This window comes from Rothia sp. HMSC065G12 (assembly GCF_001811455.1).
GTDB classification, from domain to species: Bacteria; Actinomycetota; Actinomycetes; order Actinomycetales; family Micrococcaceae; genus Rothia; species Rothia dentocariosa.
The window spans coordinates 115438-138719 of the sequence record NZ_KV804818.1 but is presented as its reverse complement, the minus strand read 5'-3'; the positions used below and the strand labels follow the sequence as shown (position 1 = coordinate 138719).

General features: G+C 51.3%; 17 protein-coding genes and 1 riboswitch. Of the genes, 13 read left to right on the top strand and 4 right to left on the bottom strand.

Features of this window, described 5'->3' with window-relative positions; all coding sequences use genetic code 11:
- Window positions 1-104 precede the first annotated feature (104 nt).
- The 4 genes from HMPREF2804_RS09560 (at window position 105) to HMPREF2804_RS09545 (ending at window position 3788) form a co-directional block, all read left to right on the top strand.
- Window positions 105-830, top strand: a complete 726-nt coding sequence (locus HMPREF2804_RS09560; RefSeq protein ID WP_048754652.1) for a DUF6318 family protein — start codon at window positions 105-107, stop codon at window positions 828-830.
- A 242-nt stretch (window positions 831-1072) separates the two neighbouring features.
- Window positions 1073-1765: a DUF6318 family protein gene (locus HMPREF2804_RS09555; RefSeq protein ID WP_070628144.1), complete on the top strand. Its 693-nt coding sequence runs from the start codon at window positions 1073-1075 to the stop codon at window positions 1763-1765.
- A gap of 80 nt (window positions 1766-1845) precedes the next feature.
- Window positions 1846-2544 (top strand): DUF6318 family protein, encoded by a 699-nt coding sequence (locus HMPREF2804_RS09550; protein ID WP_070628142.1) that lies wholly within the window; start codon window positions 1846-1848, stop codon window positions 2542-2544.
- 26 nt (window positions 2545-2570) lie between these two features.
- Window positions 2571-3788 carry an MFS transporter gene (locus tag HMPREF2804_RS09545; protein WP_070628139.1) on the top strand — a complete coding sequence of 406 codons (1218 nt, stop codon included), beginning with the start codon at window positions 2571-2573 and terminating at the stop codon, window positions 3786-3788.
- Between the two features lie 79 nt (window positions 3789-3867).
- Here the strand turns inward: HMPREF2804_RS09545 and HMPREF2804_RS09540 are convergent, their stop codons facing one another.
- The 4 genes from HMPREF2804_RS09540 to HMPREF2804_RS09525 form a co-directional block, all read right to left on the bottom strand.
- Window positions 3868-5859, bottom strand: a complete 1992-nt coding sequence (locus tag HMPREF2804_RS09540) for a M13 family metallopeptidase (protein WP_070628137.1) — start codon at window positions 5857-5859, stop codon at window positions 3868-3870.
- A 197-nt stretch (window positions 5860-6056) separates the two neighbouring features.
- Complete coding sequence (locus HMPREF2804_RS09535; protein ID WP_070628135.1) at window positions 6057-7502, bottom strand: MFS transporter; 1446 nt, start codon at window positions 7500-7502, stop codon at window positions 6057-6059.
- Window positions 7503-7860: 358 nt separating this feature from the next.
- Window positions 7861-10182 carry a 5-methyltetrahydropteroyltriglutamate--homocysteine S-methyltransferase gene (metE, locus tag HMPREF2804_RS09530; RefSeq protein WP_070628133.1) on the bottom strand — a complete coding sequence of 774 codons (2322 nt, stop codon included), beginning with the start codon at window positions 10180-10182 and terminating at the stop codon, window positions 7861-7863.
- Window positions 10183-10224: 42 nt separating this feature from the next.
- Complete coding sequence (locus tag HMPREF2804_RS09525) at window positions 10225-11136, bottom strand: methylenetetrahydrofolate reductase (protein ID WP_070628131.1); 912 nt, start codon at window positions 11134-11136, stop codon at window positions 10225-10227.
- A 77-nt stretch (window positions 11137-11213) separates the two neighbouring features.
- A riboswitch (SAM riboswitch) is annotated at window positions 11214-11322 on the bottom strand.
- A gap of 489 nt (window positions 11323-11811) precedes the next feature.
- Between HMPREF2804_RS09525 and HMPREF2804_RS09520 the strand changes: the two genes are divergently transcribed.
- The 9 genes from HMPREF2804_RS09520 (at window position 11812) to HMPREF2804_RS09495 (ending at window position 22528) form a co-directional block, all read left to right on the top strand.
- On the top strand, window positions 11812-12813 hold the full coding sequence (locus HMPREF2804_RS09520) for an aldo/keto reductase (RefSeq protein ID WP_070628129.1): 1002 nt from the start codon (window positions 11812-11814) through the stop codon (window positions 12811-12813).
- Window positions 12814-12932: 119 nt separating this feature from the next.
- Complete coding sequence (locus HMPREF2804_RS09515; RefSeq protein ID WP_070628127.1) at window positions 12933-14414, top strand: sugar porter family MFS transporter; 1482 nt, start codon at window positions 12933-12935, stop codon at window positions 14412-14414.
- A 288-nt stretch (window positions 14415-14702) separates the two neighbouring features.
- Window positions 14703-15899: a cytochrome P450 gene (locus HMPREF2804_RS09510; RefSeq protein WP_070628125.1), complete on the top strand. Its 1197-nt coding sequence runs from the start codon at window positions 14703-14705 to the stop codon at window positions 15897-15899.
- Between the two features lie 912 nt (window positions 15900-16811).
- Complete coding sequence (locus HMPREF2804_RS11475) at window positions 16812-16979, top strand: cypemycin family RiPP (RefSeq protein WP_141744385.1); 168 nt, start codon at window positions 16812-16814, stop codon at window positions 16977-16979.
- Between the two features lie 27 nt (window positions 16980-17006).
- The gene (locus tag HMPREF2804_RS09505; RefSeq protein ID WP_013398289.1) at window positions 17007-17834 is read left to right on the top strand and encodes a hypothetical protein; all 828 of its coding nucleotides are present in this window, start codon (window positions 17007-17009) and stop codon (window positions 17832-17834) included.
- The gene (locus HMPREF2804_RS09500) at window positions 17827-18747 is read left to right on the top strand and encodes an alpha/beta hydrolase (RefSeq protein WP_013398290.1); all 921 of its coding nucleotides are present in this window, start codon (window positions 17827-17829) and stop codon (window positions 18745-18747) included. The genes HMPREF2804_RS09505 and HMPREF2804_RS09500 overlap by 8 nt, the downstream gene beginning before the upstream one ends.
- Window positions 18737-19276: a hypothetical protein gene (locus HMPREF2804_RS11000; RefSeq protein WP_141744383.1), complete on the top strand. Its 540-nt coding sequence runs from the start codon at window positions 18737-18739 to the stop codon at window positions 19274-19276. The genes HMPREF2804_RS09500 and HMPREF2804_RS11000 overlap by 11 nt, the downstream gene beginning before the upstream one ends.
- Entirely contained in the window at window positions 19276-19848 is a 573-nt protein-coding gene (locus HMPREF2804_RS10840) for a flavoprotein (RefSeq protein WP_083308372.1), read from the top strand. The genes HMPREF2804_RS11000 and HMPREF2804_RS10840 overlap by 1 nt, the downstream gene beginning before the upstream one ends.
- 1270 nt (window positions 19849-21118) lie before the next feature.
- Entirely contained in the window at window positions 21119-22528 is a 1410-nt protein-coding gene (locus HMPREF2804_RS09495; RefSeq protein ID WP_013398292.1) for a phytoene desaturase family protein, read from the top strand.
- The last annotated feature ends 754 nt before the right edge of the window (window positions 22529-23282 follow it).

Below are 23282 nucleotides of genomic sequence, written 5' to 3'. Positions count from 1 at the left end.
TTAAAGGTAAACCAACCACAAGGAGCGCTCATGCTCTCTGCCCTAAACACGGATAGGATACCTTATTATTATCCGGGCATAAGCAAGGCGCCGAAAGGAATACTATGAACATCCCAGCACATTATCTGACCCGCCGTTCCGCTCTTGGGGTGATCGGCGCCGGTTCTGCGGCGGCTGCTCTTGCCGCGTGCTCGACCAGTAGTTCTAATGGCGGCGGCGGTTCTGATTCGTCGAAGCGTGACGATTACAGTGGCGAGGTCAAGTTCGAGAAGTTTGATACTTCCGCCGGGAACTATGAACCTGCAACCCGTGAGCATCCGGCGAAGAACGTTCCGAAACCTATTAAGCCGGATAACCTGAATGATAAATCGGTGGAGGGCTTCTATCAGAATATCGCCTTTATTATTGCTAGTTTCCAGTATTTCTATATGACGGCAGACGGCAGTGCTCTTATGGAAAGCAACCTTAAAGGCAAAGAACACGTCTCAAAGCTTGAAGAACAGGTGAAATCTTCTGGGGTACCGGATAAGTCTTGGTCTGAAGACCCCACTATCAAAGCTTCTCTTGATACTCCGCAGCCCAAGATTGAAGGCGACACCTATACATGGGAAGGAAAGGTATCAATAAATATGGGTAGCTTTACGGTTGAAAACGGTCAGGTGACGGATATCCCCGAGAAATCGCGGCATCAGGAATGGTTGCAAACCTTTACAGGTACCTATAAAGATGGTGTCTGGGAAATTGACCTTGGAATGAGCAGCTCCGCAAGCCCCAGCGCCAGCGGTGGCGCATCCACCGGTTCCGGCAGCGGCGGAGGACTCGGGTTCTAAACCTCTTTCGGGCTGAACCGCATCGGACGTAAATATAGGACAAGCCCGCAGAAACACGTGCGTTTCTGCGGGCTTAATCTATGTCTGCGGGGCTTGTATGTGGCGGGAGTGTCATAATTACCTGTACTGCGGCTCTACTCCGGGATAATAGAGGATGCGCCCGTCACGGTAACATCTCTCCCCGAACGAAAATACCGGTAACGACGCCGTATTTTCCGTTTCCATGAGAAAGGTGCCCGCCCATGACTTCCTCGTCCATATCCCGCAGAGCCACCCTCGGGGTGCTAGGCGCCGGTTCCGCGCTCGCCTTCGCCGGATGCGCCTCCCGCGTGCAGCCGCTCTCGGCGGACGCATCCGCGAGCTACCGTGCCGACTATTCGGGTGAGGTCACGTTCAACAGCTACGACACCTCCGCAGGAGAATACGTGCGCGCAACCCGTACCCAACGCGCGAAGAACGTGCCCAAACCGGTGAAAACCGCCATGATGACCGAGAAAAGTTCCGCCGGGCTCTACTCCCTATTTGGATTTCTTGGGGCAGCCTTCACCTACGGAATTATGACTAACGATTTCTCTCCCTTCAAAGAAATTACCTTTGTGGGAGGAATAAACGGAGCCGAAGCCTTTGAGGAAAGCAGCGTGAAGGAGCTTGAAAATATGTGGTTTGAAGACCCTAAAATGACGTTTACGCTCAAAGACCCGACTCCCACCCAGAACGGTGACGTCTACACATGGGCGGCAACGACCACATTCTCAACAGGTAATTTTGTAGTGTATGAGGGCACTGCGGTAGACATTCCCAGCGAGGCAAATAAAGACGTTCACGACGGAGAGTTTAAGGCACGATATAACAACGGACGCTGGCTGCTGATCGATATTCCCACCAATACCGATTTGTCTTCTAGCTTTGGCTCAGCGGGTAACCTGAGTGCCTAATTCCAGGGGATAGTACTGGCCGGGAGTATCCGGGATAATAGTGTTAGAACAATAGTCGCTATCGATGAAAGGTCTTTCTTATGGCACAGTCGTTTGTATCCCGCAGAACCGCCCTAGGTGTGCTGGGCGCAGGTTCCGCGCTCGCTTTTGTTGGATGCGCATCCAACGCCGGCAGCGTGAAACCGCTCCCGACGGATGCTACGGCAAGCTATCGCAACGATTTCAGTGGCGAAGCGAAGATTGACGAATACGATACCTCGGCGGGGGAGTATCGTAAGGCGACCCGCACCGAACGCGCGAAGAACGTGCCCAAACCCATCAAACCTAAGAACGCCGACGAAAACTCGGTGGCAGGGCTGTATTCCAGTATCGCGTTCTATACTGCGGCGACCCAGTACATGATGGAGAGCGGTGACGACAGCCTGATCGAGCAGACTGCGCTGAATGATACAGATAAAAGCTCCGTTAAGTCGTCCTCGTACCAGTTTTCAACGATCTGGTTTGAAGAACCTAAGGTGACGGCCAACCTCACCACGCCGAAGCCCAAGGAATCCGGCGGGGAATACACTTGGCCTTCCCGATTCACCATAGGGTTGGGCAGCTTTATCGCCACCTCAGGAAGGGATGCTGATGTTCCCTCAAGCTCCCGCAGCACCACGCTCGACGTGGATATAACAGGGAAGTATGAAAACGGGCACTGGGTTATTGGCGGGTTTGCCGCAGCCTTTCGCAGCCAGGTAGGTTCAGGCTCTAGCAGCAGTAGTGGATCGAGCATCTAGTCTTCTGCTCTGAGGTTTTGCGGAACGTGGCGAGGTGCAGTAAAGCGTACTATCTCATCCCGGCGACGGCGCTTTCACGCATAGGCACCGTCGCCTACACCATTGTGGTGACCTGGTATATCAGCCAGAACGCCGGTCAGCAGATGGTTGGGGTGATGAATGCGTGTAGCGGTGCGGGCATATTCCTCGCCAGCATTCTTGGATTTGTTGTCATTGACAGGTTCAAGAAAAAGTCTCTGCTGATTTTATACGATATTTTTAATAGCCTCTGCTGCCTGTGCGCTCTTATTCTTTTATCGTCAGCACGCGGAGAATTTATCGTTTATATACTGATTATTCTTTCGGCTCTCATGTCTTTAGCCGCGACTGCGTACAGCCCCACAAGCCGCGCTATTATTCCTGAGATTCTTGGACATCGAGAATTTGAAAAATACAATAGCACCTATTCGATGGTGGGGGAGCTATCCCGTGCTGTGAGCCCCCTCGTGGGAACCATGATTCTCATGCAGAATTTTGCGAATGCTCTGGAGCTTTCAATCATCGTCAATCTGGTGTCATTTATTCTGTCTTTGGCGCTCACTTTTATGGTGCCCGCTGGGTCTGTCGCTACCCGACGCTCGGAGGGCTCCGAAGTATTCCAAAAAACGCATATACTTCACGATTTAAGGATTGGACTAGTATATATAGCCTATAGTGCATATTTTAGACGCGAACTTGTCTTCGCCGCTCTCCTCAATATGTGGGGTGCCTCAACACTTTTCCTGCTTCTGGGACGAGTTGCTTACTTGGGGTTAGGGCAAGAAGTTTACGGTCTTGGTATGTTTATGGGAACTATGGGCGCCGTGGCTGCATCTTTTATTCTCAACCGCATGCCTGCGTTGAGGCGGTGGGCGCATCCACAAATATTACTGATGGTTATCGGTGGTGCGTATGTATTGGCACTTATGCCCGGAATTATCAGCGTTATTACTGCACAAAGTATAGTGAGTGGAATTATTGTTATCTACACTATTGGCCTTTTCTCGGATTTGCAGAAGAAGAGCGATGCTGAGCATATTGGAAAAGTAATGTCTGTCTTTAGTTTAGCGGCAGCGCTTTTTACATCGCTGGGAAATTTACTCTTCTCACATCTAAGTGCGCGGGTAGATACAGGAGCGTATGCGTTCGTATGTGCCGCATCCTTAGCCTTTACGGCGGCGGTGCTTTGGGCAATACGGCATCCTTTAACCCGCGCGAGCAGATAATATTTCGGCGAGCAGATAGCAATCCGTTATCTGCTCGCCGAAATATTATCTGCTCGCGCTATTGGGAGCTGGCAGGTGGCTACCAGATACGTACGCGATCCTCAGGCGCCAGGTACAGTTTGCTGTCCTCAGGAACATCGAACGCATCATAAAACTCGTCGATATTGCGCACCACGCCGTTCACCCGGAACTCGTCGGGGGAGTGCGGATCCACCGAAATCATCATCTCCGCATGCTGCGGGCGTGACTTAGTGCGCCATCCCTGCGCGGTAGACCAGAACAGGCGCTGCGCGGCCGTCATGCCATCAATAACCGGCGCATCCTCCAGCGAGGTGATGCCCTGCTCGGCAAGCGCAATCTCATAGGCCCTCAACGCAATCGACAGCCCCGAAAGGTCGCCGATATTCTCACCCAGAGTCAATTCGCCGTTCACCCGGAACTTCTGCGGGTCAAGGTTCGCCGGGGTGTAGGCGTTATATTGCTGAACCAGTGCGCTCGTGCGTTTGGTGAACTCGGCGAAATCCTCCTCAGTCCACCAGTTATTCAGCGCGCCGTCGCCATCATAGAGCGCACCCTTATCGTCAAACCCGTGGCCGATCTCGTGACCGATTACCATGCCGATGCCGCCGTAGTTCGCTGCGTCGTCGGCCTCAGGGTCGAAGAAGGGCGGGCGCAGAATAGCCGCAGGGAACACAATCTCGTTAGCGGGCGGCATATAGTAGGCGTTCACGGTCTGCGGAGACATCAGCCATTCGTTCTTATCAACCGGGTCGCCAGCGCGATCAATCATGAAATCGCTGTTAAAGGCGGCGGTGCGGCGCAGGTTCTCGAACAGGTCACCGGGCACCAGGGTCAGTTTCGAGTAGTCGCGCCACTCATCCGGGTAGCCAATCTTCGTGACAAACTTCGAGAGCTTTTCCAGTGCCTTCTCGCGGGTGGCTTCGGTCATCCAATCCAGGTTTGTGATGGAGCGGCGGTATGCTTCCAGCAGGTTATTGACCAGCTTGAGCATTTTCTCCTTATGCTCCGGCGGGAAATGCACCGCCACGTACTCCTTGCCGAGTTCCTGATCGAGCGCGTTCTCCACAGCCGCAACGCCGCGTTTCCAGCGTTCGCGCAGCTCTTCAGTTCCCGAGAGGGTGCGACCGTAGAAATTGAAGTTTTCCTGTACGAACGCATCCGGCAGGTAGGGCGCGCGGGAACGGATAGCGCACCACAGGGCCCAGAGTTTCCAGGTCATCAGCGGGGTGGACTGCCACATGTTCGCCACGCCCTCCAGGAAAGAAGGCTGAGAAACAATGACCGTGCCCAGCTCTTTGGGGTCTGCCCCCAGCGCAAGAAGCCACTGCTGGAGCGGGAAACCGGGGAATTTCTCGTCAAGTTCGGTGGCTTTGACGGGGTTATATTTCGCCTCTGCATCACGGTTTTTCACGACATCCCAATGATGCGCGGCGATCTCGGTCTCGTGCGAGAAAATGAGCTGTGCCGCCTCCATAGGGGTTAGGTTGAAGCTCTCGGCAAGGCCGGTCAGCTCGAGCATAGTGGCGATATGCTCGATATACGCGGCGCACACCTGCTCGTACTTCTCTTCGCGGTAGTACGCCTCATCGGGCAGACCCAACCCGGCCTGGGTGAGGTAAAAGACGTAATGTTCGGGGTCTTTCTGATCGATGCTGGTGTACCACCCGAGAAGCTGCGCCAGCCCAGCCCGTGAGAGGAGCGCTAGAGTGACGGCGAGCTGCTCGCTCGTGGCGGCGTTGAGAATCGGGGCGACCTCACGCATGAGCGGTTCCAACCCGTCGGACTCGATCTTATCGGTATCCATAAAAGAGTTGTAGAGCGCGCCGATGCGGGATTCAGGCTGTTCCTTGGCGATACGCTCAACAATCTCACGCACATGCTTTTCGGCATCATCGCGCAGAGTGTACAGCCCGCCGTCTTTGGAACGGTCGGCGGGAATTTCATAGGTATCGAGCCAGCGGCCGTTCACATGGCGGAAGAAATCATCGCCCGGTTTAACCGCATTATCGACCCATTCGGTCGTAATTCCAGAGTTCTTTGCATTATCCATGACCCCATTCTAGGGGCTTTGAGGCGCGAGAACCTTGAAGATAACACCTCTTCGGCATATTCCCTCAGGGGCGTAATTCGGTGAACGCTGGCACCCTTTGCCCCTTAAAGGCAACCGCGAGCAGGTAGGATTTTGCCGATAAGGTAGGAAAATCCTACCTGCTCGTATCAAAAACCACCTGCTCGCGGAAGCTGAAATTACGCCTGTGCGTTTTCTGCAGCGAGTTTCTTATCCCTCTCAGCCATCATGCGTTTCTCGGCCCCATTAACAAGCCAGAGGAAAACAATTGCCAGTCCCGAGCACACGATCATGAAGATGAAGGCGGTGCCCCAGCCCCAGTGATCCACAATGATGCCGATACCGGTAGAAGCCAACGTAGCGCCCAGAGCATACCCGAAAAGACCAGTAAATCCTGCGGCGGTACCCGCGACATGTGAAGGCGACAGGTCGATAGCCTGCAAACCAATCAGCATCACCGGCCCATAAATCAGACCGCCAATCAGCGCCAACGCAATATAGGCGATAATGAGCGGAGCATCGGCTGAAGGCAGCCAATACAGCAAAATAGCGCCTACGGTAGCAATCAAGAAGAGAATACCCGCGGGTGAACGACGCCCCTTAAAGACGTAGTCAGAGACGAAACCGCAGAGAATAGTGCCGCCAATACCGGCAAGCTCCAGGATTGAGAACCCAGCGATACCGCCTTCAAGGGAGGCGTGGCGCACATCGTGCAAATATTTAGGCGCCCACACCAGCACGCCGTAGCGCAGCGTGTACACAAAGACATTAGCAAGAGCCAGATACACCATGGTCGAATTAGTCAGCACATGCTTACGAATAGTCGTCCATGTTGATTCAGAACGGTCTTCGTCCGTGGACTCAACCTTGTGGGGGTCGTTGCGGTACACGTCAATAGTGGGCAGACCCTCAGCCTCTGGATTATCGCGAATCAGCAGCCATGCCACAAAAGCAAGCACAAAGCTAATCACGGCGGGGAACCAAAAAGCAACCTGCCAGGTTTTACCGAAGAGCGTGAAACCCCAGGCAACCAAAAGACCCGAAAGCGCGCCACCAACGTTATGTGCGGTATTCCAGAGAGAAACCTTAGACCCGCGCTCGCTCGTTGAGAACCAGTTCACGAGCACGCGGCCTGAGGGCGGCCACCCCATACCCTGGAAGATACCGTTGAAGACCATAATGGCGGCCATGGTGGATGCGATTGCGGCCCCGTATCCTGCAGCTGCCGCACCGGATCCCATGTACCCGGCGATAGCGAGCAGAACGTTTGCAATACCAGAAAGTACTAATCCTATGGGGAGGAATAACCGCGCATTAGAGCGGTCAGAAATCATAGCGGTAAAGAATTTGCTGAAACCATAGGCTAAAAGCAACGCCGTAGAAAGCGCACCAATAGCCGCATTACTAAAACCGAGCTCATGAGTCAGAATCGGCGTAACAAGCGGAACGTTATTGCGAATCAGATAAAACGTTGCGTACCCGATAAAAATACCCATAAAAACCTGAAAACGTAGGCGTGGGTACTTCGCCGTGACCTCTGCTGTGCTCAGTTGAGGTTTGGCTGTCGGGATAGCAAGCCAGCGGGGTACAGAACCCTTCTTCTTTGGAGAATCTGTAGTAGTCATGCTCGCATTTTAGGAATAGATACCTATAGAAATAGTAATTTTAAGAGCATATGTACAGGTTACTTAAACTAGAAGTGAACATATGTTCAGAATGATTATTCTGTGAATAACAATTTTAGGCTGTCACAACAGTAAATTTTTTATTTATGTGAGATAGGACTATGTCTTAGGGAACATAAATGCCTATATTGGATGCGCATACCCTCTATATAACCGCGAGCAGGTAGGATTTTGCCGATAAGGTAGGATTTTCCTACCTGCTCGAATCAAAAACCACCTGCTCGCGGAATTATTGTGATTGTTTAAGCCTGTAATTAAGGCACTTTATAGGGGTAGGGGAGAGGCTCCGCGCCAGAGACTACAGGCTCGCCCGAACCTTCTTTGCTGCGGCCACCACGTTCTCCAGCGTCCTCTTTGTCTCCTCGTAGTCGCGGGTCTTCAAACCGCAATCCGGGTTAACCCACAGGTCAGAGATGGTTCCGTACCCAATCGCGGCACGGATCAGCTCCTCAACCTCGGACTGCGAAGGCACACGCGGCGAGTGAATATCCCACACGCCCGGGCCCAGCCCCGAAACATAGCTTTCGGGAATATCCGCCAGCAGCTCCATATGCGAGCGCGCCGCCTCAATACTGGTCACATCCGCATTCAGGGCATTAATCGAATCAATAATCTCGTTGAACTCCGAGTAGCACAGGTGGGTGTGAACCTGAGTTTTATCCTCGACCGCGCTCGTCGCCAGGCGGAACGCATTCACCGACCACGCCAGGTACGCGGGCTGCTCATCACGGCGCAGTGGCAGAAGCTCACGCAGCGCCGGTTCATCCACCTGAATGATGCGGATGCCCGCCTCTTCCAAATCGGCGATTTCGTCGGCGAGCGCCAACGCCACCTGATTCGCGGTTTCCTCGCGCGGCTGGTCATCACGCACGAATGACCAGGCCAGAATAGTCACCGGGCCGGTCAGCATGCCCTTAACGGGACGATCGGTGAGCGACTGGGCGTAGGAAATCCAGGGCACGGTCACGGCCTCGCCGCGCAGCCCTTCACCTGAGCGTTTCACATCGCCGAACAGCACCGATGGGCGGGTGCAGCGTGAACCATAGGACTGCACCCAGCCGTGCTTAGTCGTGGCGAAACCATCGAAGTTTTCGGCGAAGTACTGCACCATGTCGTTACGTTCGGCCTCACCGTGCACGAGCACATCCAGGCCCAAATCTTCCTGGAGTTTAATAACGGAGGCGATCTCTTCACGCAGGAACTCGTCAAGTTGCTGCTGCGTGATTTTACCGGCACGCGCCTCTGCACGGTGGCGGCGAATATCGCCGGTCTGCGGGAACGAACCAATGGTTGTGGTCGGCAGCTTCGGCAGATTCAGATCGGCTTGGGCATCCCGGCGGATCTTCAGTTCGGGACGCTCAAAATCCTGCGGTTTCACGGATGCGGCACGCTCACGGATTGCCGCATTATGCTTACGCGGATCCGCTGTGAAACGTGCCAGCGCTTCGTCGGCGGTCTTCAACTCTGCCTCAACCGCAGACTCACCGTCGGCAAGACCGCGGGCAAGAGTCACGATCTCGGCGACTTTCTGGTCGGCAAAAGCCAGACCGTCTACGGGCACATCGGCGGGGTCTTCAAGGTCAAGATCGTGCGGCACATGCTGCAGCGAGGTTGAGGATGCAACTGCCACCGCACCGCCGTTAATGTTCTGGAGCGCGTGCAAGAGTGCTCGCAGGTCGGCACGCCAAATATTGCGCCCGTTAATGGCACCCGCCACCAGGGTTACGCCGGAGTCTTTGAAGGCGGTCAGCGCCTCGGCATCGTAGAGGGTGGAAACCAGGTCGAGATGCAGCGCCTCAATACCGGTGTCTAACAGCGCGGGCAGGTTCTCGCGCAGGTTGCCGTAGGGGCTTGTCACCAGGATTGCGGGGCGGTTCGTTTCGGCTGTCAACGCGGTGTAAGTTTTACGCGCCAATTCGGCGATTTTGGCGTTGGGAATGTCGCGGTCCACGGTCAGGCCGGGTTCGTCGAGCTGCACCCACTGCACGCCGCGTGCCGCCAGCTCGGCGAGCACCTGCCGGTAGGCTTTCACGAAATCGTCCAGGCGATCCAGCGGTGTGAACCCTTCGGGCGAATCCTGCTCGGCTTTCGCCCCGAGAAGCAGAGTGAGCGGGCCGACCAGCTGCGGGCGCACCGTCACCCCGTGCTCCTTGGCGACTTCAAGCTGCTCGTCAATAGCCTCAAGATTCAGCTTGATCTCGGTATCCGGACCGATCTCGGGCACCAAGTAGTGGTAGTTCGTATCGAACCATTTCGTCATCTCCAGCGGAGGCAGCGTCTCGGTGCCGCGTGCTAGCGCAAAGTATCCGGGCAGATCGAGCAGGCCGCGCGCATCCTTGGCGTCGGCAAGACGCTTGGGCACGAGGGTGAAAAGACGCACGGCATCGAGCACCTGATCGTAGTACGAGAAAGTCGCCGGAATAGACGAATCGGTGGCGCTAAGACCGCGCTCGATCACACGGTCATAGTAGGTGCGCTGCACATCTGCGGCCGCCTGGCGCAGTTCATCCTGCGTGATTTTGCCTTTCCAGAACGCTTCCTGTGCCTTCTTCAGCTCGCGGAAACGGCCCACGCGGGGGTAACCAACGATGGTTGCTGCGGGGAATGGGGTGCGGGTCATCCTAGTTCCTTACTGTGGGAGGGTGTCAAATAAAAGGGGAGTTTAGAGGTATTGAAGATCGCTCAGGGGGAGTTTGAAACGGTTCGAGTAGCGCGGAACGTCGAGTTCTTCGAGTACGTCCAGCACAGCCTCATGCTCGTTAAATGTGAAGAAATGCAGGCCGGGGGCGCCAGCATCAAGCACCTTGCGACATTGGTCGAGTGCATGTTCCACGCCGATGCGGTGCAGCTCGCGCGGATCGCTCGCGGTTTCCAGGCGATGCGCCAGCTCGCGCGGCACTTCAAGCCCGGCAAGCTCGCACAGCTTCGTTAGCCGAGTCAGCGAGGTAACGGGCATAATGCCGGGAATAATGGGCATCTCCACCCCGGCAAGGCGCGCAGCATCCACCAGCCCCGAATAGCGCTCGGTCTCAAAGAAAACCTGGGTGATGGCGAAATCCGCCCCGGCACGCTGTTTTGAAAGCAGAATCTCAATATCTTGAAGAAGCGAGGAAGATTCGGGGTGCTTATGCGGGTACGCCGCAACCCCAATCGACACCTTCCCCGCAGCAAGATGCGCGAAATCCTCACGTTCCACCCTGCGAATCAGCTCCACCAGGTAGCGGGCAAAAGGCAGCTCAAGCGGGCGCGTGTCTTCGGGCGGAATATCGCCGCGCAGCGCCAGAAACCCGCGTACTCCAAGCCCCAGAATCAGACGAACCGAGCGTTCCAAATCGGCCACGGAATGCCCCACGCAGATTAGATGCGCCAGCGGGTTCAGCGAGGTTTCATGCACCAGGTGATCGAGCAGAGCCAACGTCTTTTGGCGGCGTTGAGCATCGCCCGAATAGGTGACGGAAACGTAATCCGGGTTGGTTTGCTCAAGCTCGGTGATGGTTTTGAGCAAGGAATCGCAGCTTGCGTGCGACCGTGGTGGATACAGCTCGTAAGAAAGAGCCGGGTGAACTGTCGTCATTTTCATTCCTCCGTGTTCACCCGATAGAAGCGTGCCCGAAGGTACGCCGAATCTTAGCAAGACGCGAAGGGAATTCACTTCTATCGGTTCTGGCGGGAGCACCTTGTCCGTCCACCCAATGGGTGGAGGCTGGCGAGGTTGCTGCGACGTCTAAGAGCCAGATCTCTCGGTCGCTCTGGATAGATAACGTTCTTATTTTAGGCAGGATGCGCGGTGCCAGCAAGAATATGTCGGCACATGTCGTCGAGCGGTCATAACCGCTTAATATTGTGGGATGCGGCGAAACAATACGTCATACGGGCTCGCGGAGGTGCGGGTCAGTGCGTTGAATCCACCACCTGATTTAGCCGCAAGTTCAGCCGCGAGCAGATAATATTTCGACGAGCAGATAGCGGAATGTTATCTGCTCGCGAAGAGTACAGAGGAGGTGACGCGGCGGCGAGAGGGAGAAGGCATTCTACAAGGAAAAATCGGGTATTGTTCTGAGAAAACATGTCGTGTAAACTATGTGTAAGAGTCCCCCGACCGCCTCTACCCGTGAGTCTGCAGGTTCACAGGATATGCGCATATGTCGGGGCCCTTCTTTATCTGCTTCCGGTCTTACTCTAGGGAGTTGCAGAGCGCCGTGAACGTCATGTTGCGACCACATACTGTCAAACACGGTAGAGTAAATGTATGGAACGCATCGAATCTCCCGCATATGCACGCCTGGGTAACTCCGGGCTGGTCGTGCCCTCCGTCGGAATCGGCTGCAACAATCTGGGACGCCCCGGCACCCCCACTCAAACTCAGGAAGGCACCAACGCCGTGATCGCCGCCGCAGTCGAGGCGGGCATCGGCTTCTTCGATATTGCCGACCTGTACGGTGCCGAACCCGGGTTGTCAGAAACCATGTTCGGTACCGCGATGCGCGAACTCAATCTCAACCGCGATGACCTGATTATCGTCACCAAATTCGGGCTTCCCACCGGTACCCTCAACGGCAACGACTGGGATGCGCGCGGCTCACGCCGATACATCATGCGTGCCGTCGAAGGTTCACTGCGCCGCCTGGGAACCGAGTACATTGACCTGTATTTCTACCACAGCCCCGACCCGAACACCCCGCTGGAAGAAACCCTATCTGCTCTAGATACGCTCGTGACCAGCGGAAAGGTTCGTTACCTGGGGCACTCCAACTTTGCGGGGTGGCAGCTTGCCCACGCCGAGCATCTCGCCCGCACACTCGGCACTGAGCGGTTTATCGCCGCCGAAAACCACTACAACCTGCTGGATCGCCGCGCCGAACTTGAAATTCTTCCCGCCGCCCGCCACTTCGGGCTGGGGGTGCTCCCGTATTTCCCGCTTGCCAACGGGCTTTTGACCGGAAAATACCGCCGTGACAGCATCCCGGCAGGGTCGCGCCTGTCGCATTCCAAAGCGCAGGTACTCGCGCAAGCCGACTGGGAACAACTCGATGCCTACCGCGAATTCTGTGCCGACTTAGGGGTCTCAGAGGTTCAAGCATCCATCTCTTGGCTTAAACAGCAGAACCCCGTCGCCAGTGTGATCGCCGGGGCAACCACCCCCGAACAAGTACACGCAAACGCGCAGGCCGCAAGTGTGCGTTTCAACGATGACGAACTGGTGCGGCTCAACGAGATTTTCCCAGCGCCTGAAAGCATCGCGCTTTTCTAACAATCTCCTTCGCCACTGCAAATATAGCCAAATGGGAATATAACTAATCGGGAATATACCCAAGCCAGCAAGCGTTTAAAACTGTGCGGTCTCTCAATCTGTGCCGTACAAGACCCCTCATGAAAGACAAAAATACCCGCATGAGCATCACCACCGAGCCGCCAAACCGCGCCAGTGCACTACCCCCACTCGGGCAGGGCGCACATACACGCCGCCTGGGCGTTATCGCGCTGGTGGCAACCTTCGGCGGGCTCCTCTTCGGGTACGACACCGGCGTTATCAACGGTGCCCTCGACCCCATGAGCCGCGAACTCGGTATGGACAACACCATTCAAGGCTGGGTTACGGGTTCCCTCGCCTTCGCTGCCGCCCTCGGAGCCATGATCACCGGGCGTATCTCAGATGCCATCGGACGACGCAAAACCATCATCGGACTCTCAGTCCTCTTCATCGCGGGCGCGCTCACATGCGTCTTCACCCCCAGCATTGCTGTACTGTTGATGGGCCGCACGATGCTCGGGCTCGCTGTGGGAGGCGCATCCGCAGTCGTACCCGTATTCCTCGCCGAACTTGCACCCTACGAAATTCGCGGCTCACTCTCCGGGCGTAACGAACTCATGGTCGTCGGAGGGCAGCTAGCCGCATTCATCGTGAATGCCATCATCGGCAACCTCTGGGGCGAACACGATAGCGTATGGCGGTGGATGTTCGCCGTCTGCGCCCTGCCTGCGCTCGCGCTTTTCATCGGTATGCTGCGCATGCCCGAATCCCCACGCTGGCTTATCGCGCAGGGGCGCACCGAGGATGCGCGCGCTATTATGCGGCGCATCCGCCCCGCCGAACGTGCTGATGCCGAAATTGCGGACATCGCGCGTTCACTTGAGGAAACGCGCATCCAAATCGGCACGGAGACTAGGGGTAGCACGGGTAAAATCCTGCGTGAAAAATGGTTTGTGCGGATTTTGCTGGTCGGTATTTTGGTGGGTGCCGGGCAGCAGCTCACCGGTATTAACTCCATCATGTACTACGGCATTAAGGTGCTCAAAGAAGCTGGGTTTGACGAGGGTTCGGCTCTCATTGCGAATATCGCGCCGGGCGCTATCGCTGTGGTTGGCTCAGTCTTTTCGCTGCGCATGATGGAGCGCGTGAACCGCCGCACGATGGTGATTGCGGGGTATTCGCTGACCGCGTTTTTCCACCTGCTGATCGGGGTAGCGTCTATGCTCCTGCCGGAAGGCACCCCCGCGCGTCCCTATATTATTCTGGCGCTTGTGGTCGGGTTCGTGGGGTCGATGCAGACCTGCCTGAATGTTTCGACATGGGTGCTGATGAGCGAGCTGTTCCCGCTTCGGGTACGCGCGGTTGGCATGGGTCTTTCTGCATTCTGCGGGTGGATGATGAACGGTCTGCTTTCCCTCGTATTCCCGGTTATTTTGGGGGCGCTGGGGTTGACCGGCTCATTCTTCGGGTTCATGGTGGTGAACGTGCTGATCGCCGTGCTCATGTGGCGTAACCTGCCCGAGACCCGCGGCAAAACCCTGGAAGACGTGGAGGCGGGCGTTATCTCGGGCGCCGCCTATCCGTTTGCGGCTACTCGGTAGACGCGAGGCTTCGCTAGGACGCGAGCAGGTAGGATTTTCCGACCTGCTCGTACCGATAACCACCTGCTCACGGAAGAATAAGACCGCTAGACACTCTGCAAACCCACTCAGCAAAGGCATTCCTATCCTGCGAGGGCGCGGGTTAAGTGATAGTGTCAAATATGTTATAACTATCCTTCGGTTGTGGTGCTGTCGCGCGATATTCCCGTTGCCGACTCCACGGGTAGCGCACGGTCGCGCATACTTGACGGCACCCGCATACCTGTGACTTTTAGAAGGCAGAAAGTCGTGGCAGACAACGTAAAAAATGATTGGGATTTGCGCAGCGAGAAGGTTCAGAAGAACCAGGTGGCCGCTTATGACGAGATGCGCCGTCGCTGCCCCGTAGCGCACGACGAGTTCATGGGCTACTCCGTGTTCAAGAATGCCGATGTGCAGCATGTGCTCGATCATCCCGAAATTTACTCGAATGTCGTCTCGACGAGGCACATCGCCGTGCCAAACGGTATGGATGCGCCTGAACACACAACGTTCCGTGCCGTGAACGACAAATACTTCACCTCCGAACGCCTGAGGGAGTTTGAGCCGAAAATCCGTGAGGTCGTCAAGAACCTGGTGGCTGATTTGCCGCGCGGCACCGAGGTTAATGTGATGGATGGGTTCGCGCAGGCTTATGCGATGCGTATTCAGAATGCGTTCATGGGCTGGCCCGCGAGCCTTGAGAAGCCGCTGATCGAGTGGATTGAGAAGAACCGCGAGGCTACGCTGCGCCGCGACCGCGAACAGATCGGCAAGGTCGCCCTTGAGTTTGACACCTATATTCGTGAGCTTCTGGACGCGCGCCGCGAGCAGGCTGCCGCCGGGAACCCGCAGGATGTGACCGCCGAGCTGCTGACCGACACCGTGCAGCTGCCCGATCAAGAGCCCCGCACTATGACCGATGAAGAGATTGTGAGCCTGATCCGCAACTGGACGGTGGGGGAGCTTTCGACCGTTTCGGCGTGCGCCGGGATTATCATAAACTTTTTGGCGCGCAACCCGCAGGAGCAGGCTCGACTTCGTGAGTCACTAGGGGAGGGGCATGCGGAGATCGCCGCCGCAGTTGAGGAGATTATGCGTCTTGAAGACCCGCTGGTGACGAACCGCCGCGTGACTACCGAAGATACCGTGCTGGGCGGGCGTACCATTCCGGCGAATTCGCGGGTGACGATCAACTGGTCAAGTGCCAACCGTGATGAGGACGCGTTCGAGGATGCGCTCACCTATAACCCGCATCGTGACCAGTCCCGCAACCTGGTGTATGGCGACGGTATTCACGTCTGCCCGGGTGCGCCGCTGGCCCGCTTGGAGCTGCGCCTGCTCATGGAGGAGCTGCTGAAGGCAACCAAGAGTATTGTTCCTGGTGACGAGTCGGATGCACCCGCCACCGAGAACGCCACCTACCCGATCTCGGGCTACTCGACGGTCCGGGTGGTGTTTGGGTAGGGCTTTGTAGGAAGCTCTAGAAGATAGCGAGTGAGCAGAGTACAGGTAGTTTCATCCTTATATAGTTAGAACCTCGGACTAGGTGTGTGCGTTGGGAGTAGCTAGTAGCTCTATACCCCTGTTTTACATTCTGTGGTTGGATTTTTGTTCACTGGGCTTCTGCGTTTTATGAATTTTGTGCATTAATAGTGAGGGTGATTTATGAGTGGATACCCCGATATAAAAAACAACGAATCTTACCTCCTCAGACCCACCGTGAATAAAGCCTCCAAGCCTACTCTACTATACTTGCACCAGAATCATGCCGAGAAAGACTTCGGAACGCCCCAATTTACCATCATACACACATTAGTGAGGCTCAAGACAGCACCCTTGAAGATTCTGCAACCAACCGTGTCTTCCCATTAATCCTTCTTAGGACCATCACTGTAGACGGCACCTATATACAACCTATCACTAGCGCACCGCCAAATGCGTTTGTGTGGCAGTAAACACCACTAGAGCGACATGAACCACCAAATTATCTAACACCGCTGGTGATCAGCAACCCGATGTCGGACTCATCATGACGCTTTCGCGCACCGATATCACGAGCTGGATTATTGGTTCTCCAAAACCTGAGAACATGCTACACTCCAAGGCTACTGAGAGTTAGAGCTGACTTGATCACAGTGGATAAGAAACAACTGGTGGGAAGTAACGCAGACTGATCTTCTGACTCAGAGACAACAATAGAAGAACACCCATTACTTTCTAAATAAAATTTTTAGTATTAAAGGCACATTATATTTTGTAAAATATAAGGTTGAAATTTATCCATAGGAGTCGTTAGAGTTAACAAAGAGCCAGTTCTTCTGTCTCTGTAAGAAGTTTCAGAATCGTTATGATTCTGGAATAAGTTCAAACAAAGGAATGATGATGAACGTTTCGGATCTCGCGAATTCAATTGAAATTGACACTACCCCGGGTGCTGCTGATTACGCAATGAATAGTGCTCAGCCGTCAATGACCACTCCTGCTGGGGTATATGCTGTAGCAGAAATGGCCGTTGCTGGCAGCACCATCTGCTTGGTTTGCTAAGAGAATAATTTATAGAAAGGAAATCGTATGGGCATCTTCCCCCTCAGGACAAAAGGTAACTATGTTTACCGCTCTTTGGCTCCTGTTGCTGTGAGCCAAGTTTTAAATAGTTTGGAGACTCTGACTAACAGGAGTATATATCAGGATGATAGTTATCTGAGGGGGAATTTGCACCTTAAACTAAGTCGATCGAGGAAAGATTCCATACTGCACAAAGTAGTAGAAATGATCGATTCCCCCAAAACTGTCTCATATTGTTCTTTCATTAATATAGCTGGATGTGTTCTAATACTGTCTGGACAAGATAAGAAATTGCTTCAGGCATTAGGGTCTGGACTTGTTCTGGGTAATAACAAGTTACTTTCCATCAGGAACCATTATGGGCGGGATGGTGCAGATCAAATGGGAGCATTAATACTTAGCTATCGATTTGTTACATCTTTTATCAAAGATGATGATAAGGCAAATGATCTTTTTCTGAAATCTGTAAATGCACAAACTTGTCTATCTTATTTGGTACCTGGAATCGCAAAAGCAGTATCAAGCAAGTGGTTACGTGGAACTGCCCTTGAGGAAATTCTTAGTACACAGGCGTATGGTTCTTCTCCAATCGCAGTAAGGCTTAAGAAATACCCGACTGTTATGAAATATCTGACATGGGGGACTATTCTCTGGGAATCGGCCTTCCCTCTTATATATATATTTCCTGAAAAATATGTTCCAATCCTGTTACATGCGGTAAAAGGGTTTCATTTCGGAGTTGCCTTAACTATGGGTCTTCCAAGGTTCTTTTGGGGGTTTATGGGTGCCCACGCTGCGGTTGAGTATATCATCAAGGGTAAGAATAATGAATAATCTAAATAAGTCAGTAATTAAGCTAACTTCAGCAGTTCTGTCCGTTTCGATAGCTTCTACTGTTAATAGGTACAGGAATGAGTATAAGCGAAGGACTGGTCTGAATGGGAATGAGTTCCTAAAGGATAATGACGGTAATACCATTGAATATAACCTTGACTTAAATGAAAACTCAAATATTTTAATAGTCTTTGAAAATGGCTTGGGAACCCCTTTAGAGTCATGGGATTATGTAAAACTATTTCTGAAGGGCAGTTATAATTTATTATTTTATAATAGGCCTAAACACGGTTTTACATCAACAAACTTGTCGAATTGTGGAGCCCTTGAAAAAATTGTTAAGGAGAAAGTTGGCAATGATATCAGGATTATTTTTGTTTGTCACTCTATAGGAGCGTTGGCAGGATGTACTGCTGTGGAAAATAGTCCGTATATTAAGAGTAGGACAGAGAAAATAATTCTTGTTGATGGGACTGAGCCGGATCTTTTTGAAGCATATCGTAATGATTCTGAACAAAAGGGAGAATTTATGCAGATGTGTTTTCAGAAAGCAATGGCTGGATTTTTTGGATTCCAGTGGTGGGGAATCGATAAATATGCCCGAAGGACAAGCTATCGCCCGGACATTCAGGAATCAGTAAGGCTTTTTGAAGCTAACCCTAAAGAAATATTTATTACTTTAAGTGAATATTTTAATATTAGGGTAGATTCTTTAAAATCTATTCTCATGCAACAACAGGTAGCTGTTTCAATTATTAGTTCCTTTGAACGAAGGACACAACAAAAGAAATTAGCGGAAGATTTTGGTATTCCGTTTAGTTTAATTGATAAGAGCACACATTACTCTATTATCGGGCATCCTGAATTTGCCTGGGAATTAGCGCGTGAAGTTAGGAACGTTCTTGAAAAGTAATTTTTTTGATTCTCTAATTTATGGGGTTTTAGTCCACCATATAACACTTACTGTATTTCAAAACACGCCAGATACCTTGGTTCCCCCTATAAATCATTTTTCGCCAGGTTGGGATATACCGCAGTGGAGGTTTTTTGCACCTACCCCAGGAACTTCAAATCATCATATCTTATACAGGACTAGGACAAAACAGAATGATGAGGGTCAATGGGGTACATGGGAAGAGATGATATCTTCTAATGATTCTACCTTATTATCTACCATCTGGAATCCAAATAGTAGGTATGTAAAAGCGAATTTTGATTTAGCAAGTTCGATTGTAAATATGGTATCGTACGGTGCAACTTTTGATTTTATAAAGAGTAGTGAGAGTTATTTAATGGTGTCTTCTATTCTTAATTCTCGGTTGCAAAATACGGATTCAATAAACTACCAGTTTCTTATTGCGACTTCAACTCGTGATAAACAGGATAGTAGTAGCTTTTCTTTTGAACCAAAATTTTTTTCTGAGGTTCATGAGGTGCGATAATGGACGAAAAAATATCTCTAGATTTTCATAGGATACATCTCCACATTACCGGTTCGGTTAATGCTGCTTTGGTACCATATTGGATTAATTGGTCTAGGAGGATTTATCATGATTTGATTGTTACTGCTTCAGTGACAGAATCAGCATGTAGGTTTGTATCTATTGATGCGCTAAAATCTTTAACGGATGGTAAGGCATGGATAGACTCTTGGGGTAGCGATTATCCTATTCAGGTGCATGAAGGTCTTGAGAAATATACGGATGCGGTAGCGATATTTCCTGCGTCGATTAATACAATTATGCAATTGGCCTCTGGATTTACAAATACACCTATGCAGATGGCTATTCAACTGACTAGGTTACCTGTTTCAATAGCTCGCGCATTTCCTGGAGATAATAATATTATTGAGGATAAATTAAATAATTTAATATCAAAACGAGATAATATTGTTATATCTAAAGAAATGCCTGCGTATTCTTTGTCTAAAAAATCTTGGGGAGGTAGTACTGGTTTCTACTATCCGTTTGTGCTTCAATCACTTCAAGATTTAATATCTGATTTAAATATTTAATTTATATTATTTTTGTGTAAATTCTATAAATAGTTGGTGTTGTAGGATCGGGATTGAAAAGATGAATGATAAGTATTTCGATTTTTGGTAGGATTGTTGGATAAAGTTTATTGAATCTAGCGTATCCCCCGCTGTGGTATACAATGTTTTCATAACTTTGAATATATGAGACTGTATTATTATATTTTTCTGTTGCGCATGCTACAGATATTTTATCGAATCTCAGAATGTAGGGTTTAGAAATTTGTCGATATAGCTAGCTCAAAGAAACTTTTTGTATATGAATTTATATCTGACGATTTACAAAAGGTCGGTGATTATTCATGAGCATTCTAAGCCAGAAGATTAGCCACGTTCCGCCGAGAAAACTCTTTGATAATGAGGTTAGGTTCGGTACTTTTGTGAGTGAATTTGCGGGCAGACGACCCTTTCCATTACTGATCAGCGGTTAGTGCTCTGCCAATGGAGATCTTTCTCGGTCTTAGTAGAGCTGCTCTCCGAGTGTTTCTCCCAAGTGTAGTAATGGGCTCTAATCCCTAATGGAATTAGCTATCTCATATCTTTATCTGGATTCTAGGAATTTGTCCAGCTTGTGATATCGATAGGCGGAGGCATCTTGACACGCACTCGGCACCAATCGGTCATCACCTGTAACATCTTCTAAGGCGTAAATAACCTGATGATTGGTTGGATCCCTAGGGTGGTGTTTATTGTTGTACAGACATATCTGGCGATGCTCTAGGTGCCCTATCTACGGTGGGCGTGGTTTCACAGGTCTTTAGTAAATCGTGTGGATGGGAAGGTGTGGTAGTTTATAGAATAGTTGATAGTTTTTGTCAAGTTTAACTAATGTGTGGCCGATGGTTTGTGGGGATACCCTGAAATCTTCCCCTAAGACTTCTTCGGTATGACTCTTGTGAAGGTATAACAGGTTTTTGAGGATAGGACTGTGGAGGGGTAAATGCTGATATGGTGAGATAGGTGATAATCTCTATCTACAGATGTTATCGGTGTTTGTTTGTTCCGTCGTAAATCTACACAGGTAGAAGAGCCAGTTTTACTATATACCTCGGGGGAGGGGTCCTGTATGAACTACCCTCATGGTTGACCTTTAAAATATTACGAAAGCATAATTAGGACTTGTTCACTCTCAGCGGCTTAAACGCTTGGTCTGGGAGCTTTTTATTAATCTATTCTTTTCATTTAGCTTTTTGTAAGACATGTCTGTAGGGCAGCGTGTATAAGAGATAAATCTTGGAAGTAAGGTGACATGGAAGCAGCAATAGTCGGTAGTGGTCCAAATGGGTTAGCTGCCGCGATTACATTGGCTCAACAAGGTGTCAAGGCACATGTGTTTGAGGCATCTAGTACTCCAGGTGGCGGTATGCGTAGCCATGAGCAATTACGTTCAGGGGTTATTCATGACATGTGCTCTGCAGTCCACCCTTTTACATCAGTTAGCCCGTTCTTCACCAATGTTGACTTGCGCCGTTATGGGCTTCGTTTCGCGTTGCCTGAGGTGGATTTAGCCCATCCTGTAGATGAGGATCGTATCGGTGTGTTGTACCGCGACATTGATCGTACTGCGGCAGGTTTGAGACGTGATGGGAAGATCTGGAAAGCAACATTTGGTCCTTTAGCACGCAACTTTAACAAGATAGCGCAGGATCTTCTGGGACCCGTCTTGAATATTCCCAAACATCCTTTAGTGACTCTTTCGTTTGGTATTAATGCGGTTCTTCCTGCTCAATTATCGGCATATCGTTGGCGTGAACCTGCTACCCGCGCCCTTTTTGGTGGCATAGCTGCGCATGCAATCACGCGGCTTGATACTCCCATGAGTTCTGCAGTAGGGATGATGCTTACAGCTGCTGCTCATGCTACCGGTTGGCCTGTTGCCGTTGGAGGCAGTGGAGCGATAGCTGATGCGATGGTAGCTGAGCTGTCTTCATATGGTGGAGAAATTACCTGCAATACCCGTATTACCTCAATAGAACAACTTACAGGATTCGATATCATTATGCTGGATACCTCACCACATGCTGCAGCGGAGATTTTGAAGGATCGGTTACCGAAGAGGCAGCGTCGTGCGTATCAGGCATACCGTTTTGGGCCGGGGGCGTTTAAGGTAGATTTTGTGATTAGGGGCCATATCCCGTGGACTCATAAAGCTGCACGTCAGGCAGGCACGGTGCATTTGGGCGGTACGCTTTCGCAGATTGCTGCTACAGAAAAGCAGGCGGTGAAAGGGAACCTATATGAGTGTCCTTTTGTGCTTGTCGGGCAACAGTATTTGGCGGATCCTAGCCGCTCTGATGGTGAGCACCATCCTGTGTGGGCTTATGCGCATGTTCCTCAAGGATACCCATATGATGTTACTGAACATATTGTGCGGCAGATTGAGCGTTATGCGCCGGGATTTCGTGACATTATTGTCGATTCAGTCTCGTATTCTACTGAGACGCTGGAGGGTTATAACGAAAATTATGTAGGTGGTGACATTATTGGTGGTGCCACAGATATGCGTCAGTTACTAGCGCGCCCAATATTTTCCGCAGATCCCTATGCGACGGGGGTTTCGGGCGTGTATCTTTGTTCGGCGTCTACGCCTCCTGGAGCTGGGGTTCATGGTATGTGTGGGCTGCAAGCGGCTCGTCGCGCCTTGAAGTTATTGGTATAAACACAACGTTGAAACAGTTATTTATTTGAGTTGTTTCTAGTCAAAATATTTACGGATTACTACCCCAAACATGCTAAGGGGACGTAGAATAATGTGGAGGTTTGAAGGTGAAGAAACTCTACCCTGCCCAAGACACGGAGAATAAAGGCTCTTTACCTGCCTGTAAAGGTGGATTCTAAAACCATACCCCACCGTACAAACCTTCACTTGTATAGTGGCAGAGGTAACCACTAGATCATCCGCACCCTCAAGGGATACTCTCTGATAGTCCCGACTAGGAAATCACCTAGTGGGGAGCTTGTCAAGAGTGATAAGCAGCTCAATCGTTAAATTAACCGCTACTGTGTCGTCATCGAACGTATAGTCCTCAGATCAAGTGCTGGTGAGTACTCTCCGAGGCGTTCCGCAAATCTCTGGGCTTATGTCACCGGGTATTCTCCATCGTGCGAGGCTTGTTTTTGCTTCGATGACACTCAAGTAAATTAATACTCTCATATAAAATAAACTTAATTTAGTTCACTGACTTAAATAAATTTAGAATAAATGTATAAATTTAGGCCTGTAGGTTGTGTAGGAAAATTTTTTAAAAATATTTGTATCCCCTTACCCTGTGCATCGTGTTCAATTCTAGGTGTATAAATAACGACATTAAATTTTGAAAGTTTCCTTTTGAATTTACAGTTCTGCCTTGGTATGCCAAGCTGAATAGAAGTTTTGATTGGCGACTGGTATATTTTACCCAAAAAATAGATTT

Coding starts and splice junctions, on each gene's coding strand:
- HMPREF2804_RS09560 (WP_048754652.1), top strand. CDS start 105: ATGAACATCCCAGCACATTATCTGACCCGCCGTTCCGCTCTTGGGGTG.
- HMPREF2804_RS09555 (WP_070628144.1), top strand. CDS start 1,073: ATGACTTCCTCGTCCATATCCCGCAGAGCCACCCTCGGGGTGCTAGGC.
- HMPREF2804_RS09550 (WP_070628142.1), top strand. CDS start 1,846: ATGGCACAGTCGTTTGTATCCCGCAGAACCGCCCTAGGTGTGCTGGGC.
- HMPREF2804_RS09540 (WP_070628137.1), bottom strand. CDS start 5,859: ATGGATAATGCAAAGAACTCTGGAATTACGACCGAATGGGTCGATAAT.
- HMPREF2804_RS09535 (WP_070628135.1), bottom strand. CDS start 7,502: ATGACTACTACAGATTCTCCAAAGAAGAAGGGTTCTGTACCCCGCTGG.
- metE (WP_070628133.1), bottom strand. CDS start 10,182: ATGACCCGCACCCCATTCCCCGCAGCAACCATCGTTGGTTACCCCCGC.
- HMPREF2804_RS09525 (WP_070628131.1), bottom strand. CDS start 11,136: ATGACGACAGTTCACCCGGCTCTTTCTTACGAGCTGTATCCACCACGG.
- HMPREF2804_RS09520 (WP_070628129.1), top strand. CDS start 11,812: ATGGAACGCATCGAATCTCCCGCATATGCACGCCTGGGTAACTCCGGG.
- HMPREF2804_RS09515 (WP_070628127.1), top strand. CDS start 12,933: ATGAAAGACAAAAATACCCGCATGAGCATCACCACCGAGCCGCCAAAC.
- HMPREF2804_RS11475 (WP_141744385.1), top strand. CDS start 16,812: ATGATGATGAACGTTTCGGATCTCGCGAATTCAATTGAAATTGACACT.
- HMPREF2804_RS09505 (WP_013398289.1), top strand. CDS start 17,007: ATGGGCATCTTCCCCCTCAGGACAAAAGGTAACTATGTTTACCGCTCT.
- HMPREF2804_RS09500 (WP_013398290.1), top strand. CDS start 17,827: ATGAATAATCTAAATAAGTCAGTAATTAAGCTAACTTCAGCAGTTCTG.
- HMPREF2804_RS10840 (WP_083308372.1), top strand. CDS start 19,276: ATGGACGAAAAAATATCTCTAGATTTTCATAGGATACATCTCCACATT.
- HMPREF2804_RS09495 (WP_013398292.1), top strand. CDS start 21,119: ATGGAAGCAGCAATAGTCGGTAGTGGTCCAAATGGGTTAGCTGCCGCG.